The organism is Vagococcus sp., from assembly GCF_052102835.1.
Lineage (GTDB): Bacteria > Bacillota > Bacilli > Lactobacillales > Vagococcaceae > Vagococcus.
On record NZ_JBQEIL010000003.1, the window covers coordinates 145,141 to 161,472 of the forward strand.

A 16,332-nucleotide genomic window follows, 5' to 3' on the forward strand; every position below is an offset into this window, starting at 1 on the left:
TTGATAAAAGTATTATTGATTGATGATCATGAGATGGTAAGGCTAGGTGTTTCTTCATACTTGTCGATACAAACTGATATTAAGGTTGTTGGTGAAGCTGTGAATGGTTTAGATGGCTACACGAAGGCATTAGATTTGAGACCAGATGTTATTTTAATGGATTTAGTAATGGACGTAATGGATGGTATTGAATCTACTAAAAAAATATTAAGTGAGTGGCCAGAAGCCAAAATTATCATTGTGACGAGCTTTATTGATGATGAGAAAGTTTATCCAGCAATTGAAGCAGGTGCAGCAGGTTATTTGCTAAAAACATCATCAGCTAAAGACATTGCCAATGCCATCCGTTCAGCTTTTGCTGGGAATAAAGTTTTAGAACCTGAAGTAACCAATAAAATGATGGAACGATTAACGAAACCTAAAAAACATATCTTACACGAAGATTTAACGAATCGAGAAAAAGAAATTTTATTATTAATTTCAGAAGGCAAGAGTAATCAAGAAATTGCTGATGATTTATTTATTACTCTAAAAACGGTGAAAACACATGTTTCCAATATTTTATCTAAATTGGATGTTGAAGATCGAACACAAGCAGCTATTTATGCCTTTAAGCATGGAATCGTTAAATAAAATTAATAAAGTGAGGGATTTAAATGAGAAAATCATATGTTGTTATTGGATTAGGAAGATTCGGCGGAAGCATCTGCCGAACACTAATGGAATCGGATCACGAAGTTTTAGCTATTGATAGTTGTGAAGAACGAGTCAATGAATACATGAACATTGCAACTCATGCGGTTGTTGCGAATGCACAAGATGAGGCTACTCTTCGTTCATTGGGTCTTCGAAACTTCGATCATGTCATTATTGCAATTGGTGAAGATATTCAAGCGAGCATTTTAGTGACTTTGATGGCCAAAGAAATGGGCGTTCCGCGAATAACAGCAAAAGCACAAAATGAGTATCATGCACGAGTGTTGGATAAAGTAGGTGCTGACCTAGTTGTCCATCCAGAACGGGATATGGGGATAAGGATAGGTCATAAGTTAACCTCAAATAACATGCTTGATTTTATTGAATTGTCGGATGATTATTCACTAGTAGAAGTCATTGTAACTAACAAAAAATTCTATAATAAAACCATCGAAGAAGTTAATTTTAGACGTCATTTCCATCTAACTATTGTAGCGATAAGACGTGGTAAGAGCGAATTAATTATCTCTCCACCTGCTAATCAATTAATTTTAGAAAATGATATTTTATTAGTCGTTGGTACGAATAAAGATGTTGATTATTTTGATGGTAAGATGAATTAGTACTGAGCAAATTGCTCGGTACTTTTTTTATTTCATGCTACACTAATAAAAGAAGTAAATTCTGAGCTTGGGGGCATTTTTATGAAGATAGAATTATCAGATAAAGCTCATCAATGGTTTGTTGATGAATTAGACTTAGATAAAGGGGATTACTTGCGTATTTTTGGAAAATATGGAGGTAAGACTAATATTCATGTTGGCTTTTCAACAGGCATTAATGTTGTGGAACCAACACAAATGGATGGTCACTTAGATTATAAAGGGATCACTTATTTTACGGAAGAAGCAGATGAATGGTTTTTTGGTAATCATTGCTTAGTTATTGATTATGATGAAAGCATGAATGAACCAATCTATACTTATAAATAAAAAATTTCTGATGAGCTTTAAAAATACTCATCAGAAATTTTTTTATTTATTTTTTGGCATTAGTGAATGAATAACATTAAAATAAACCAACAGTGTCAACCCAAGAGTAATAGATCCAAAAGGGATAGTTGGGAAAACAAGTTGTAAAACGGACATTGCTAAAATAGGGACACTCGCACAATAAACCATGACACGGTAAGTTTGAGAAAAACGTAACGTGATAAAACGGAGTCGATTGGTAATATTAGCAAGTAGTGTTAACAACAACGTATTAAGGGCAAAATTTAATAATAAAACCAAAAGATTAAGGATGACAAAAATAATAATTAAGCTCATATTATTGAAATTACTTGATGTAATATTTTTTATTGCCTCTCGATTAATGAAATCATTATTAGGAATAGAATGATAAGGAATTTCAATTGTTTTTGTATCCACCACATCTGCTGAGGCATTGACTCTAGGTGAGACAATGACTATTTTATCTTGGAGAAAAGCAATAGGAATAACTCGGTCAACACCATCTTGACTGACGTCTGCGACTGAACGTTTACCATCAGGATCAAAGGTAAAAATAACAGAATTTGTTTGGAAAACAAATCCACTATCTTTTTTATCTGTTGTTAATTGATTATTTTTAATTTCAAAATCAGGCATTTTTTGCACGATTTTTGTTGCATCCTCTTTAAAAGAATTAATCAATTTAACGGATTGTAAAATAGCAGGCAAACTCATAATCAGAGTAAGAAAAAGCATGTAACCAATTACTTTTCGCCATTTTTGACTATGATATTGAAGCAACTCATAGGGGCGCTTAATACTTTGAACAAGCACATTAAAAAATGTCATCATAAAATCGTCCTTCCACATTAACATATTAAAACATTGTAACTCTTTTCATTGTATCTGACAAGAAGGCTTGAAAGCAAATTAGGTTGTTCGGACTAATTTTTTGCTTTTTCTAGTGTTTCAATGCTATATTTAAGGTGTTCATATGAAACATAACAATTTGGAGGGAATTTTATTATGACATACCAATTACCAGAATTACCATATGCTTACGATGCGTTAGAACCACATATAGATGAATTGACAATGAAATTACATCATGACAAACATCATAATACTTATGTAACTAATTTAAATGTTGCGATTAACAAACATCCTGAGTTAGCTGAAAAAACAGTTGAAGAGCTTGTAGCAGATTTAAACAATGTTCCAGAAGATATTCGTATGGCTGTAAGAAATAACGGAGGAGGACATGCAAATCATGCCTTTTTCTGGAAAATTATGGGGCCAAATGCTGGTGGTGAACCAACAGGAGCAATCAAAGGTGCGATTGAAAGTGCTTTTGGCAGTTTTGAAGAATTTAAAGCACAATTTAAAGCGGCTGCTTTAGGACGTTTTGGTTCTGGTTGGGCATGGCTAGTTGCCAATGATGGAAAACTTGAAATCATGGCGACATTAAACCAAGATTCTCCATTAACAGAAGGTAAAGTTCCATTACTAGGTCTTGATGTCTGGGAACACGCTTATTATAAAAAATATAGTAACGTTCGTGCGGATTATGTGGATGCATTTTTTAATGTAATCAATTGGGATGCAGTGAATGAGCTTTATGCTAAAGTCATCTAAAAATTAATATCGTAACTTATACGAAAGCTAGAGCAAGGTTATCTCACTTTGCTCTAGCTTTTTTATTGTTTTCAGGTGAGAAATAGAATTAATATTTATTCGTGTCATTTAACTTTGAAAAACGTTGGAGTATAAAGGCTTTTTTATGCTATAATAAAACACAATGAAGGAGGACTGTGTCGTGTTAGATATCTCGAGACAATTTGCTTTAGACATGTTGAATGATGAGGCAGAAAAAATTAAAAATTTAATAAAAAATCAGCGTAATTATGAGTGTATTTCACAATGCAAAGCCTTTGAAGAAGTCATTGATACTCAAATGTTTGGCTTTTCAAAACAATTGGAATACGCACAGAAAATTGGAATTATCAGCAGAAAAGATAGTCAACAGTTAATTGTTACATTAGAAGCTGAACTGAATGACATTTATAATAAAGTGTATGATGAACAAAAAGATAGCATAGAAGGGGAGTCTTAAGATGCAAAAAAAGCTTAAGAAACGTGTGTACTTAGACTATGGTATCTTGGTTCCATACCTTGTTTTATCTGTTCTAGGGATTATCATGGTTTATAGTGCTAGTTCAACAGCACTGTCATCTAAAGGGCTTAATCCAGCAGATTCTGCTATTAAGCAAGCCCTTTTTTTTATTTTAGGAATAATTGCGATTATTACGATTTATAAATTGAAAACAAAGGTTTTTAAAAAACCAGCTATGATTTATTTTTTAGTTTGGGTCATGGTGTTATTGCTAGTCTTAACTAAATTTACCCCACTGGGTGTTCGTGGTGGTGGTGCCGATGGGTGGATTAAATTTGCGGGAATTACACTACAACCGGTAGAGTTTATCAAAATTATTTTAATTTGGTATTTAGCGTATATCTTTTCGATGAAGCAAGAATTAATTGGTTCTGATTTTAGAAAAGCAATGAAAAAACCAGTTTTTTATGTAGCACTTCTGATTTTCGGGGTTTTAATTCAACCGGATACAGGTGGTGCTGTTATTTTAATCTTGATTACGATGACAATGGTTTTTGCAAGTGGAATCAATTATTATTATACAATTTTAGGTTTGGGGGCTGGTGTATTAGGTTCTGCTGTCTTAATTGAATTTATTAATTTAACGGGAGCGCATCTTTTTCCAAAAAGGTTTCAATATGTGTATCAACGCTTTAGAACTTTTTCTAATCCTTTTGTAGATTCTTTAGGCGATGGTCATCAAATGGTCAATTCTTATTATGCGATGAGTAATGGTGGTTGGTTTGGCCGTGGTATTGGTAATAGTATCCAAAAAAAAGGGTTTTTAAGTGCAGCTCAAACGGATTTTATGTTTTCCATTATTTTAGAAGAGTTGGGTTTAATTGTAGGGCTCATTATTTTGGGCTTATTAATATTTTTAATTTTAAGAATATTTATTGTTGGCATCCGATCAAAAGATGCTTTTAATTCAATGATGTGTATTGGGATTGCAGGTTTGCTGTTAATTCAAACCTTTATTAATATTGGTGGAATTACCGGGATTATTCCACTAACAGGGGTAACCTTTCCTTTCTTAAGTCAAGGTGGCTCAAGTTTGATTACGTTATCTATCGGTATTGGTTTAGCACTAAATATTAGTGCCGAAGAACGAAAATTAAAATATGAAGAAGCAGTTGAAGCTTTCTATCTAGCACAACAAGAACTTAAAGAAGAAACTGAAAAAACGCTAGAAGAAGATGACTAGTAAAAAATCGATGGGGGTAATAAAAATGAAGAAAGTCTTAGTAGCTAATCGTGGCGAGATAGCCATCCGTGTATTTCGTGCTTGTGCGGAATTAAATATTAAAACAGTCGGTATTTATGCAGCAGAAGATGACCGCTCTGTTCATCGTTTTAAATCAGATGAAGCCTATTTGGTAGGTAAAGGAAAGAAACCAATCGATGCTTATTTGGATATTGAGGATATAATTCGTATCGCAAAAGAGACAAAAGCAGATGCCATTCATCCTGGGTACGGTTTATTATCAGAAAACATCAATTTTGCAAAACGATGTGTTGAAGAAGGAATTACTTTTATTGGACCTAATCTTCATCATCTAGATATTTTTGGAGATAAAATTAAAGCTAAAGAAGCAGCCATTTCAGCTGGTGTTCAATCAATACCTGGAACAAATGGCCCTGTTGAAAAAATTGAAGAGGTTTTAAACTTTGGGAAGACTTATGATTACCCGATTATCATAAAAGCAGCATTAGGTGGTGGTGGTCGTGGCATGCGTGTGGCCCACAATGAACAAGAAGCCATTGATGGATTTGAGCGAGCGAAAAGTGAAGCAAAAGCAGCTTTTGGTAATGATGATGTTTATGTAGAAAAATATATTTCTAATCCTAAACATATCGAAGTTCAAATTTTAGGTGATAATCATGGTAATGTGATTCATCTCTTTGAAAGAGATTGCTCTGTTCAACGTCGTCATCAAAAGGTTGTTGAAGTAGCGCCGAGTGTTTCCTTAACGCCAGAGTTACGTCAAGAAATTTGCGCAGCAGCCGTTAAATTAATGAAACATGTTGGTTATATCAATGCAGGAACAGTTGAGTTTTTAGTGGCAGATCATCAATTTTATTTTATAGAGGTCAATCCTAGAGTTCAAGTTGAGCATACCATTACAGAATTGATAACAGATGTGGATATCGTTACGAGTCAATTAGAAATCGCAATGGGCAAAGATTTACACCGCGATATTGGTATTCCAGCACAAGAAGATATTAAAATTCATGGTTATGCGATTCAATGCCGAATCACGACAGAAGATCCATTGAATGGTTTCTTACCCGATACGGGGAAAATTGATACTTACCGTTCACCAGGTGGTTATGGAATTAGACTAGATATGGGAAATTCATTTTCAGGAGCAGTCGTAACGCCTTACTTTGATTCGTTATTGGTTAAGGTATGTACACATGCCTTAACCTTTGAACATACTATTCAAAAAATGAATCGAGCGTTAAGAGAATTTAGAATACGTGGAGTTAAAACCAATATTCCTTTTTTAGTTAATGTTATTTCACATCCCGTTTTTAAAACAGGAGAGGCAAATACAACGTTTATTGATAATACTCCAGAGCTATTTATTTTCCCACGTGTACGTGACCGTGGAAACAAAACAATGAAGTATATTTCAGAAGTTACAATTAATGGTTTTCCAGGTATTGAGGTTAGCCCCAAAAAGCATTTTGAAGAAGCAGAGTTACCTCGCCATCTAAAATTAAAAGAAAAAGCCGTTAGTCCTAAAAGATTACTAGATACAAAAGGACCAAATGCGGTTGTTGAATGGGTCAAAAATCAAAAAGAAGTTTTATTAACAGATACAACGTTTCGTGACGCGCATCAAAGTTTATTAGCAACACGGGTTAGAACAACTGATTTCAAACGAATAGCTGCACAAACAGATCAAGGTATCCCCGAACTGTTTTCTGCTGAAATGTGGGGGGGCGCCACGTTTGATGTAGCTTATCGTTTCTTGAATGAAGATCCGTGGGTTCGTTTAAGAAAATTAAGAAAATTAATGCCAAATACATTATTTCAAATGCTTTTTAGAGGTTCAAATGCTGTGGGCTATCAAAATTATCCAGACAATGTTCTAAAAGAATTTATTCACTTGGCTGCTAGAGAGGGGATTGATGTTTTTAGGATCTTTGATAGTTTGAATTGGTTACCACAGTTAGAAAAAAGTATTCAGTATGTACGAGATGAAGGAAAAATTGCAGAAGGAACAATTTGTTATACAGGCGATGTTTTAGATCCTACTCGTCCTAAATATAATATGAACTATTACAAAAATATGGCTAAAGAACTTGAAAATATGGGTTCTCATATTATCGCAATTAAAGACATGGCAGGCCTTTTACAACCACAGGCAGCCTTTCACTTGATTACTGAGCTGAAAGCAACTGTGGATGTTCCTATTCACTTACATACGCATGATACAGCTGGAAACGGGATCATTACGTATTCAGCCGCTACCAAAGCAGGAGTAGATATTGTTGATGTTGCCATGAGCGCGATGAGCGGAGCAACGAGTCAGCCAAGTATGAGTAGTCTTTATTATGCCTTGAAAAATGGTGAAAGAACGCCTGGGATTAATATCGATAACGTTCAAGAAATTAATCATTATTGGGAAGGCGTTCGAGAATTTTATCATCCTTTTGAAAATGGTGTTAAAACAGCACAAACAGAAGTTTATAAACATGAAATGCCAGGGGGACAATACACCAATCTACAACAACAAGCCAAAGCCGTTGGTTTAGAAGATTCATGGAGTAGAGTGAAAGAAATGTACGCGACGGTCAATCAAATGTTTGGTGATATTGTTAAAGTGACGCCTTCTTCAAAAGTTGTCGGTGATATGGCGTTATTCATGGTTCAAAATGATTTAACTGTGGATGATATTTATGAACGTGGAACGGCACTAAACTATCCAGAATCTGTGATTAGTTTCTTTAAAGGTGATTTAGGTCAGCCAACGGGTGGTTTCCCTAAAAAGTTAAAAGAGATTATTTTAAATGGTCAAACATCAATTGAAGTACGTCCAGGTAGTTTAGCCAAAGCCGTTGATTTTGAACAAGTCAAATCAGAACTCACAAAATTAATCGGTTATCATCCAATTGATTTAGAAGTGATTAGTTACCTGATGTATCCTCAAGTCTTTTTGGATTATGTTAAAATGAATGAAACATTTGGTGATGTTGAATTACTAGATACACCGACCTTCTTTCAAGGAATGCGTTTAGGTGAAACGATTGAGGCCCGTATTGAAAAAGGGAAAACCTTAATTATTACACTGGATGAAATTGGTGAACCTGATATTGAAGGTAATCGGACGTTATTCTTTGATTTAAATGGTCAACGTCGAGAAATCAATGTGAAGGATCAAAGCATCAAATCATTAGTGATGAAGAAACCAAAAGCAGAACCAACTAACTTATTACATATTGGGGCAACAATGCCTGGTTCAATACTAGAAGTTTTAGTTAAGGTCGGGGATGAAGTGCATGAGGGAGATGCTTTATTAATCACTGAAGCAATGAAAATGGAAACAACTTTGCATGCTAATCGAACAGGAAAAGTAAAACAAATCTTAGTGGCAAGTGGTGAGCCTATCCAATCTGGTGATTTATTGATAGAATTAATGGAGTAATACTTTTTATAAAGAGGAGGAGTGCTCATGAGAGTTTTTAAGCGTATCGTCGAATTTACGATTTGCTTAATGATCGTTTCTATCTTTATTTATGCAAAGCCAGTGATGTCCTCAAAGAAAAATATTCAAAAATCAGTTAACTACACTGTTAGTGATATGCGTGTTCAACCAAGTTCACTTCCTTATCATGAATTAAATACAACAGGTTTATCACATCTGATTGGAAAGACAGATAAAGAGATTTTAGCTGAATTTCCTCGTGCTGAAAAAAAATGGCAATCAGCGAATGGTCTAGAATGGTATCTTGTTGGCGATAGTCTGCATAATTTTTATGAAATTGGAATTGCTGATCATGTGGTTCGTTCTATTTTTGTTTTGGGAGATCAGTTGGATACAGAACCGTTTCAAATTGGGATGACTTTGTCTGATATTTCTGAAATCACAACAATTTTTTCGAATTTTTCGATTGAATATGGTGATCAAACGTATCATTTAGAATTAACTGAAGATGATATGAATTATCGTCCTTTAGTAGCCTTTAATAATGGTAGTTTTGCAGTTTTGCATATTAACCAAGAATCGGGTAAGCTAATGTCTATTCGTTATTTTGATAAATATTCATTATTAGAACAATTTTCTAATCAGTTAGAAGAGAAAAAAAGTTTAACCACAGAAGAAGAAGCACAAAAGTTGAACTGGCAAGAATTAGATGAAGATAATTTAGCTCACTTTCTATTTTTAATTAATTTATTAGGACAGCGAGATAAAAAGCATGTTTTTAAACAAAATACAAATTTAAATCAGGTAGCAGAACAAGCGTTGTCAACGTATCTTGATGAACCAAAGAAAGTATTAAAAGGCGAACGTTTACAACTTTGGCAAGAACTAGAAGAACAAGATAGTTTGACAGAGCCTTTTTTACTGACGGAAGATGAAATGCAAAAATTAATTGAATTGAATAAAACAGAAATCAAAAAGTTAGAAGGTATTTTTTATTATCCAGTAGTAGATATTCCTACTGTGGTAACAAATTTGTATGGTAATCGTTATTATCATGAAAATCTACTTAAAAATACGCGTCAAGAATTTGGCGTTTCCTTTAATCAAAAAAATTTATTGATGATCATTGGGCCAGAAGAAAAACCAAAGAAAACAATAGGAAGTAGTGAGCTTAATCAATGATTTATGATGAAAGATTGTTTGCTTTAGAAGATCAAGTTAATAACTTAGTGACGCAACTTCTTTCATCTGAAATTGTAGATGATTATGTCAAGCAAACTAAGCTAATAAAAAAGGATCAAGAAGTTACCGAGTTACTAACTGATTTAAATCAAGCTAAAAAATCATTTGAAAAAATAGCAGATTATGGTAAATTTGCACCAGACTTTACAGTAAAACGCCGTGAGTTACGGAAAAAGAAACGTAAGGTAGATGTCCACCCGATAGTATCAGATTTTAAAGTAGCAGAAACATCGCTACAAAATCAGCTTGATTATATGGCCTTAGATTTAGCTCAAGTGGTCTCGCCTGAAATAAAAGTTGATGCTGGTAATCCATTTTTTGAATTTGCAAATAGAGGTTGTGGAGGTAATTGTCATGTTTGATGAAGAAACTGAATTAGAAATAATAAAACGTCGGGGAATGATTGTCTGGATTTATAGTTTAAAACAAATTAAGCAACTTCGGCGATTTGGATATATTCATTATATTTCAAAAAAAATGAAATATGTTTTACTTTATGTTGACGATGAAGATTCAGAGCTAGTGAAAGAAAAATTAGAAAAATTATTTTTTGTTCGACAAGTTGATTTTTCATATCGTCCGGACATTGATATGGATTTTAATGATCGTCTGGGTAAAAAATATCGTTCAGTTGAAGAGGAAGAACCATTTGAGTTTGATGAAGATAATACTTCAATTAAATTAGCTGAATTTGACGAAATAATTTAAAAATGAATGAAAGAAGTGTGAGTTAGAACTATTTTTCTAGTTTTGATTCACACTTCTGTTTTTATTTTGTTTTATTTGATACAATATTAACAAGAATGAACTAATGACAAGGAGCTAACGTAATGAGAGTTATCGCAGGTGATTTTAAAGGTCGAAAATTAAATTCTTTAAAAGGAGATAATACTCGACCAACGAGTGACAAAATAAAAGGTGCTATTTTTAATATGATAGGCCCTTACTTCGATGGTGAAAAGGTTCTCGACTTATATAGTGGAAGTGCTAACCTAGCAATTGAAGCAATATCAAGGGGAGCGGGACATGCTTATTGTTTTGACCATCATTTCCAAGCGATTACAGTCATCAATGAAAACATTGCCCTAACCAAAGCACTTAAAAAATTTACAGTAAAAAAAATGGAGGCACAAAAAGGACTCTTATGGTTAAAAGCACAAAAACAGTCGTTTGATATCATTTTATTAGATCCTCCTTATGCCGAACAAATGGTCGTCGCTGATTTAGAGAAAATGTTGGCTTTAGAATTAATCAATACTCGCGCGACTATCATTTGTGAAGTGAATGGACATGTCGATTTACCCGAGGTTATCGGTTCTTTAGAAATGGTAAAGTGTCAAGATTATCGAACGACTAAAGTTTATATTTATCGTTTATTTGAGGAGGAATAGTTAAATGACGAATAAAAAAATAGCGATTTTTCCAGGAAGTTTTGATCCCTTTACGAATGGACATCTGAATACAGTGAAACGTGCCAGTGATTTGTTTGATGAAGTTATTATAACAGTCGCCACAAATACTAGTAAGAAAGAGCTTTTTACCAGCAGAGAAAAATTAGAGTTAATTGAAAATTCAATAGTATCATTAAAAAATGTGAAGGTTGTTTTACAACCTAATCAGTTAACGGTGGATGTAGCAGTAAAATATCAAGCTCACTTTTTAATTCGGGGGATTCGGAACAATCAAGACTTCGAATATGAAAAGAATATTGCTTTTATGAATAAAAAATTGAATGCTCAAGTTGAAACAATTTTCTTATTAGCAGATGAAAATTATAGCAGTATTAGTTCTTCAATGATTAAAGAAATCGCAAAATTTGGTGGGGATATTTCTTCATTTGTACCCAAAAATGTAAAAGAGGCTTTAAATATAAAGTTTTCAGGTCAATCAAATGAAAAATAAATTTGAATTTAGTCGAAAAGGATTAAAACACTCTCTTTATATTGTTTTCGCTTTTTTTGTTTTTATCTTGCTTATTTTTCCACTTCCCTATGTAATAGAAACGCCGGGATCTGCTGAAAGTGTTAGAGAATTTGTAACAGTCGATAAAAAACGTGATCAATTTAGTGGTGAATTTTTATTAACAAGTGTTAGTGTTCAGCAAGCCTCATTATTAACGCTTGCGTATTATAGTTTTGATAAAAATGCAGATGTATTATCTAAACAAGATGTTTTTGGAGATAAAATTGATGAAGAAGACTATGATTTATTACAAGAATATATGATGCTACAGTCACAAGAGCATGCGTTAGAAGTAGTCTTGAAAGAGGCAAATATTTCATTTACAAAAGAAAATAAAGGGGTCACGATTGTTTATGTTCCACCAACGTCTGAATTTTACCGAAAACTAGTACCTGGGGATAAAATAACGAAAATTGATAATAAAAAAATATCAAATTTTTCCGATGTTGAAGACCTATTAAAAGAACAGGTCAAAAAAGGTCAGGTTGTTTCAGTTGAAGTTCAAAGAGGAAGTAAAGAATTACAATTTAAAGGGGAAATTATTGATCTTGATGATAAAAAAGTAGGGTTAGGGATTGGCTTAACCGATACGATTAAGATTGAAACGAAACCAGATATAAAATTTAATATTGAAGATATAGGTGGCCCTTCAGGAGGTTTAATGTTTAGTTTGGAACTATTAGGAATGCTTACTAATCAAGACCTAACGAATGGGGATAAAATAGCTGGAACAGGCACAATTGAGCTTAATGGTGAAGTTGGTCAGATAGGTGGTATTTCTAAAAAAATAGTTGCGGCTGACCGAGCAGGAGCAACAGTCTTTTTAGCACCTGACCTAAGTGAAAAAGAATTAAAAAAATACGATGATAGTTTTGAAACAAATTATCAAGAAGCGTTAAAAAGTGCTAAACGAAATAAATTAGATATTGAGATTGTTCCTGTGAAGAATTTTAAAGAAGCTGTGGCTTATCTAGAAAAAACGAAAAGATAGTTTTCTTTTTTAAAAGAGTCTTTTTGAGTTTTAATTTAGCCTAATTAATAAAATCTAAGAAGCTTGAGAAAATATTCTCAAGCTTTTTCGTATCTTAAAATAAAGGAGGAAATAGAAAATGGCTAATAAAAGAAGACAGCATCGTAAAGTAAGAAAACTATTAAAAAGTTATTTTTGGTTTTTGATTGCTTTTTTAGTAACTTTAGTGATTTTAGTTGGTGTTGTTATTGGAATTAACCAAAAAGGAGAAGAAACCCTTGCGGATGAGTTAAAAGAGGAGCAATATTCAGCAAGTACTTCAGAAAAAGTAAAAGAAGTAAAAGAAGAAAACGAAATAAAAATAAAGAAAAGTGAAGAAGCGTATGTTGATGTTAAAGGAGCCGTTAAGAAGCCGGGAATGTATCCAGTTGAAAAAAATATGCGTATTTTCGATGTTATCAAATTGGCTGGAGGTTTGACAGAGGAGGCTGATTTAAATCAATTAAATTATGCTCAAAAGGTTATGGATCAAATGGTTATTTATGTTTTAAAAAAAGGTGAAAAAAATCCAATTAAAGAATTAACGGTAACGAATGGTACAAATGTTGACAATATTACTAACCAAGAAAAAGATCAAGAAAAAACGAATATAAACACAGCTGAATTGGAAGACTTAAAAAAATTAAACGGAATAGGTCAAAAAAAAGCAGAGGCAATTAAACTTTATCGGGAAGAAAATGGTTTATTTAAAAAAGTGGAAGATCTAACGAAAGTTAAAGGAATAGGCGAAAAAACATTTGAAAGTTTAAAGCAATCCATTACAATAGAGTGAGTAATAAATAGAGATAGGGTGGGAAATCAATGACAAATTATGAAAGGATTCCTTGGAATCAATATTTTATGGGACAGAGTTTACTACTTTCATTGAGAAGTACGTGTACAAGATTAGCCGTTGGCGCCACAGTTGTACGTGACAAGCGAATTATTGCAGGAGGGTATAATGGCTCTGTTAGTGGGGATGTTCACTGTATTGATGAAGGCTGTTATCTTGTTGATGGGCACTGTGTACGTACCATTCATGCAGAAATGAATGCTATTTTACAATGTGCTAAATTTGGTGTTAAAACGGATCAGTCTGAAATATATGTGACACATTTTCCGTGTCTTCAATGCACTAAGATGATTTTACAAGCAGGGATAAAAAAAATATATTATTTACAAGATTATCGTAATGATGATTATGCTATCGGTTTGATTAAACAAGCAGGTGCGAGTGTCGAACAAGTAAAACTTTCAAAAAAATATTTTGCTAAATTTCCTTTTAGCGATGATGATATCTTCATGTCTGAATAAAGTTAAAGGGTATTATTTTTTTCCGATTATTATCTTTGAGTTGGTCTATTTGCTTTTCTGTTATTTTCATTGGTTGGAAGTTTTTTTTCTTATTTTTCTAATCGTTCGTGTTTTTTGGGGTAAGAAAAAAGAGATGATTATTATTTGCTGGTTAGCAATAATACTTGGTTGTTGCTTCGGATTATTTACTGTACTAACACTTAAAACAAGTTCATTGAAAACGAATCCTTGCTTTATTCTATTACCAGATACACTTAAAATAGAGGGTGATTATTTAACAGGGGAAGCCCAAGAAAAAAGGACAAAAGAAAAGTGGCAGCTAGCCTATGTATTAGAAAGTAAGCAAGAAAAGCAATTTTTTTTAAAAAATACAAAAGCATTAGAGATAAAGGTTAAGGGCGAGGTCCAAAAGCGGGTTAACAATACTAATTTAAATGGATTTAACGCTAAAGTTTTTTGTCAATCTCACAAAATCAAAGGTTATTATCGGATTGAACAAATGACATCATTAAAAAAATATCAAGTTCCATTGTGTTCTTTCGTTTTGAAACTGCGTTGTTGTAGGCAGTATTTAAAAGTAAAAACAATGGCCATTAAAAATAAAGAAGTGAAACAATTTACAGAGGTTTTTATTTTAGGATTGAAAACAACTGATAATGCGGAACAACTTCAATTATGGAAGAAGCTTGGGGTGCTACATCTTTTTAGTTTATCTGGTATGCATTTGTATTTTTTTATTAATGGCTTTCGTTATTTTTTTTTACGTTTAGGATTAACGTTGGAACTTGAAAGGTATTTTGAGCTTTTATTTATTTTTATATTAATTGTTTTAACAGGCTTTTCAATAGGGATGGTTAGAGCTGGAATGATGCTTGCTGTTAAAGAATTAAACAAACAAAAAAAGTGGCAACTTAGCCGTTTAGATTGTTGGTCTTTTGCCCTATTTTTTAACAGTCTATTTTCGCCCTTCCTTTTATTAACCGTTGGTGGGCAGTTTTCTTATTATTTATCATTTATTATCATAATGATTTATCCAGAGATGCAACGAATAAAAAGGAAGCAAATCAAATCGTTTGTTTTTAATGTACTCCTTTGTTTTTTTTCACTACCTTTGATTTGGTTTTATTTTTACGAATGGAATATTCTGTTTTTTGGACTTTCTTTTCTTTTAGCACCGCTTTTATTTGGGGTGGTTTTACCAATTGTCACCCTTCATTTTTTTATCGTTGTATTTTTCGGAGTCGATTATTGTTCGAGTTCTGGTATTATTATTGAGTGTTTAAATGTATTTTCTAAACGACTTAATCAATGGTCTTTTGCTCAGTTTACAGTAGGAAAGCCTCCCATCCTCATTTTAGGTATTTTAATTTTAATCCAGTGGTTTTTATTTATAAATTATCAACAGAGACCACTTGATCGTAAACGATTATTTATTTTTTTAAGCCTTTTTTTCTTCTGTTCTTTTTTTAAAATGCTGAATCCATTTGGAATGGTTGCAATGATAGACGTTGGACAAGGAGATTCACTTTTTATTAAGGAACCCTTTTCCCATCGTGTTTTTTTAATTGATACAGGGGGGCAACGTTCTTTTATGCTGAAAAATTGGCGAAAAAAAAAGCAAGCTAGATGTCCAGCGAACTACACAGTGATTCCTTTTTTGAAAAGTCAAGGAGTAAAAAAGATTGATGCTATTTTTATATCACATGCTCATGAGGATCATTGTGGTGATTTAAAAGCAATACTAAATGAATTTGAAGTAGACGCAGTTGTTAGTAATCAAGGAACATCTCAAAATTTAAGTTTTCAAAAATTGATTAAAACCTATCCAACGCAACAACAGGTTATTTGGCGGACAGGTTCTAATTATAATGATAGGTACCTAAAAATGGATTGTTTATATCCAAGCGATGTTGGTGATGGTGGTAATAATGATTCATTAGTTTTAAAAATAAAAATGGGAACGAACACTTTACTATGTATGGGTGATATTGAACGTATCGGAGAAGAAAAGATACTATCTTCAAGTAAAAGGCAAGAATTAAAATGTGATATACTTAAAATTGGACATCATGGTAGTCAAACATCATCACATCAAAGTTTTATCAAAGCCGTAGCACCAAGTGTTGGTTTGATATCTTGTGGAGCTAATAATAAATATGGGCACCCCTCTCAAGTGACGATAAAAAAACTTAAACAAGAAAAGGTTTCTTTTTATCGAACGGATGTCCAAGGAATGCTCTATTCTTATTGGTTACCAAATCTCCAACAAAAAATGAAATTTAAATCCATTAAATAATAAAATGAAAGAGG

The 16,332-nt window shown here is 32.9% G+C and carries 17 protein-coding genes; 16 read left to right on the forward strand and 1 reads right to left on the reverse strand.

From position 1 onward, the window contains the following. The 3 genes from ACTJFD_RS04560 to ACTJFD_RS04570 all read left to right on the forward strand — a co-directional run bounded on the left by ACTJFD_RS04560 (window position 1) and on the right by ACTJFD_RS04570 (window position 1,688). Window positions 1-633 carry a response regulator gene (locus tag ACTJFD_RS04560; RefSeq protein ID WP_442259922.1) on the forward strand — a complete coding sequence of 211 codons (633 nt, stop codon included), beginning with the start codon at window positions 1-3 and terminating at the stop codon, window positions 631-633. 23 nt (window positions 634-656) lie between these two features. After that, window positions 657-1,319 carry a potassium channel family protein gene (locus ACTJFD_RS04565; protein ID WP_442259923.1) on the forward strand — a complete coding sequence of 221 codons (663 nt, stop codon included), beginning with the start codon at window positions 657-659 and terminating at the stop codon, window positions 1,317-1,319. Window positions 1,320-1,400: 81 nt separating this feature from the next. Beyond that, window positions 1,401-1,688, forward strand: coding sequence for a HesB/YadR/YfhF family protein (locus ACTJFD_RS04570; RefSeq protein ID WP_442259924.1), 288 nt, complete (start codon window positions 1,401-1,403; stop codon window positions 1,686-1,688). Window positions 1,689-1,730: 42 nt separating this feature from the next. Here ACTJFD_RS04570 and ACTJFD_RS04575 read toward each other — a convergent pair whose 3' ends face one another. Beyond that, window positions 1,731-2,537, reverse strand: a complete 807-nt coding sequence (locus ACTJFD_RS04575; protein WP_442259925.1) for a DUF1189 family protein — start codon at window positions 2,535-2,537, stop codon at window positions 1,731-1,733. A 177-nt stretch (window positions 2,538-2,714) separates the two neighbouring features. Here ACTJFD_RS04575 and ACTJFD_RS04580 point away from each other — a divergent pair, with 177 nt between their 5' ends. The 13 genes from ACTJFD_RS04580 (at window position 2,715) to ACTJFD_RS04640 (ending at window position 16,318) form a co-directional block, all read left to right on the forward strand. Beyond that, window positions 2,715-3,323 carry a superoxide dismutase gene (locus tag ACTJFD_RS04580; protein WP_442259926.1) on the forward strand — a complete coding sequence of 203 codons (609 nt, stop codon included), beginning with the start codon at window positions 2,715-2,717 and terminating at the stop codon, window positions 3,321-3,323. 181 nt (window positions 3,324-3,504) lie between these two features. After that, window positions 3,505-3,801, forward strand: a complete 297-nt coding sequence (locus ACTJFD_RS04585) for a DUF1507 family protein (RefSeq protein WP_442259927.1) — start codon at window positions 3,505-3,507, stop codon at window positions 3,799-3,801. Window position 3,802: 1 nt separating this feature from the next. Then, a complete protein-coding gene (locus ACTJFD_RS04590; protein WP_442259928.1) occupies window positions 3,803-5,044 on the forward strand; it encodes an FtsW/RodA/SpoVE family cell cycle protein in 1,242 nt (413 codons plus the stop codon). Between the two features lie 25 nt (window positions 5,045-5,069). Then, the gene (locus ACTJFD_RS04595) at window positions 5,070-8,495 is read left to right on the forward strand and encodes a pyruvate carboxylase (RefSeq protein WP_442259929.1); all 3,426 of its coding nucleotides are present in this window, start codon (window positions 5,070-5,072) and stop codon (window positions 8,493-8,495) included. 27 nt (window positions 8,496-8,522) lie between these two features. Continuing rightward, complete coding sequence (locus ACTJFD_RS04600) at window positions 8,523-9,677, forward strand: CAP-associated domain-containing protein (RefSeq protein ID WP_442259930.1); 1,155 nt, start codon at window positions 8,523-8,525, stop codon at window positions 9,675-9,677. Then, window positions 9,674-10,099 (forward strand): YlbF family regulator, encoded by a 426-nt coding sequence (locus ACTJFD_RS04605; RefSeq protein WP_442259931.1) that lies wholly within the window; start codon window positions 9,674-9,676, stop codon window positions 10,097-10,099. Before ACTJFD_RS04600 ends, ACTJFD_RS04605 begins: the two co-directional genes overlap by 4 nt. Beyond that, on the forward strand, window positions 10,092-10,445 hold the full coding sequence (locus ACTJFD_RS04610; protein ID WP_442259932.1) for a YlbG family protein: 354 nt from the start codon (window positions 10,092-10,094) through the stop codon (window positions 10,443-10,445). The genes ACTJFD_RS04605 and ACTJFD_RS04610 overlap by 8 nt, the downstream gene beginning before the upstream one ends. A gap of 122 nt (window positions 10,446-10,567) precedes the next feature. Continuing rightward, complete coding sequence (gene rsmD, locus ACTJFD_RS04615) at window positions 10,568-11,128, forward strand: 16S rRNA (guanine(966)-N(2))-methyltransferase RsmD (protein ID WP_442259933.1); 561 nt, start codon at window positions 10,568-10,570, stop codon at window positions 11,126-11,128. 4 nt (window positions 11,129-11,132) lie between these two features. Further along, window positions 11,133-11,639, forward strand: coding sequence for a pantetheine-phosphate adenylyltransferase (coaD, locus tag ACTJFD_RS04620; protein WP_442259934.1), 507 nt, complete (start codon window positions 11,133-11,135; stop codon window positions 11,637-11,639). Then, the gene (locus ACTJFD_RS04625) at window positions 11,629-12,690 is read left to right on the forward strand and encodes a SepM family pheromone-processing serine protease (RefSeq protein ID WP_442259935.1); all 1,062 of its coding nucleotides are present in this window, start codon (window positions 11,629-11,631) and stop codon (window positions 12,688-12,690) included. Before coaD ends, ACTJFD_RS04625 begins: the two co-directional genes overlap by 11 nt. A 118-nt stretch (window positions 12,691-12,808) precedes the next feature. Next, entirely contained in the window at window positions 12,809-13,501 is a 693-nt protein-coding gene (locus ACTJFD_RS04630; RefSeq protein ID WP_442259936.1) for a helix-hairpin-helix domain-containing protein, read from the forward strand. 29 nt (window positions 13,502-13,530) lie between these two features. After that, window positions 13,531-14,022: a ComE operon protein 2 gene (locus ACTJFD_RS04635; protein WP_442259937.1), complete on the forward strand. Its 492-nt coding sequence runs from the start codon at window positions 13,531-13,533 to the stop codon at window positions 14,020-14,022. 133 nt (window positions 14,023-14,155) lie between these two features. Continuing rightward, window positions 14,156-16,318: a DNA internalization-related competence protein ComEC/Rec2 gene (locus ACTJFD_RS04640; RefSeq protein WP_442259938.1), complete on the forward strand. Its 2,163-nt coding sequence runs from the start codon at window positions 14,156-14,158 to the stop codon at window positions 16,316-16,318. Window positions 16,319-16,332 lie beyond the last annotated feature (14 nt).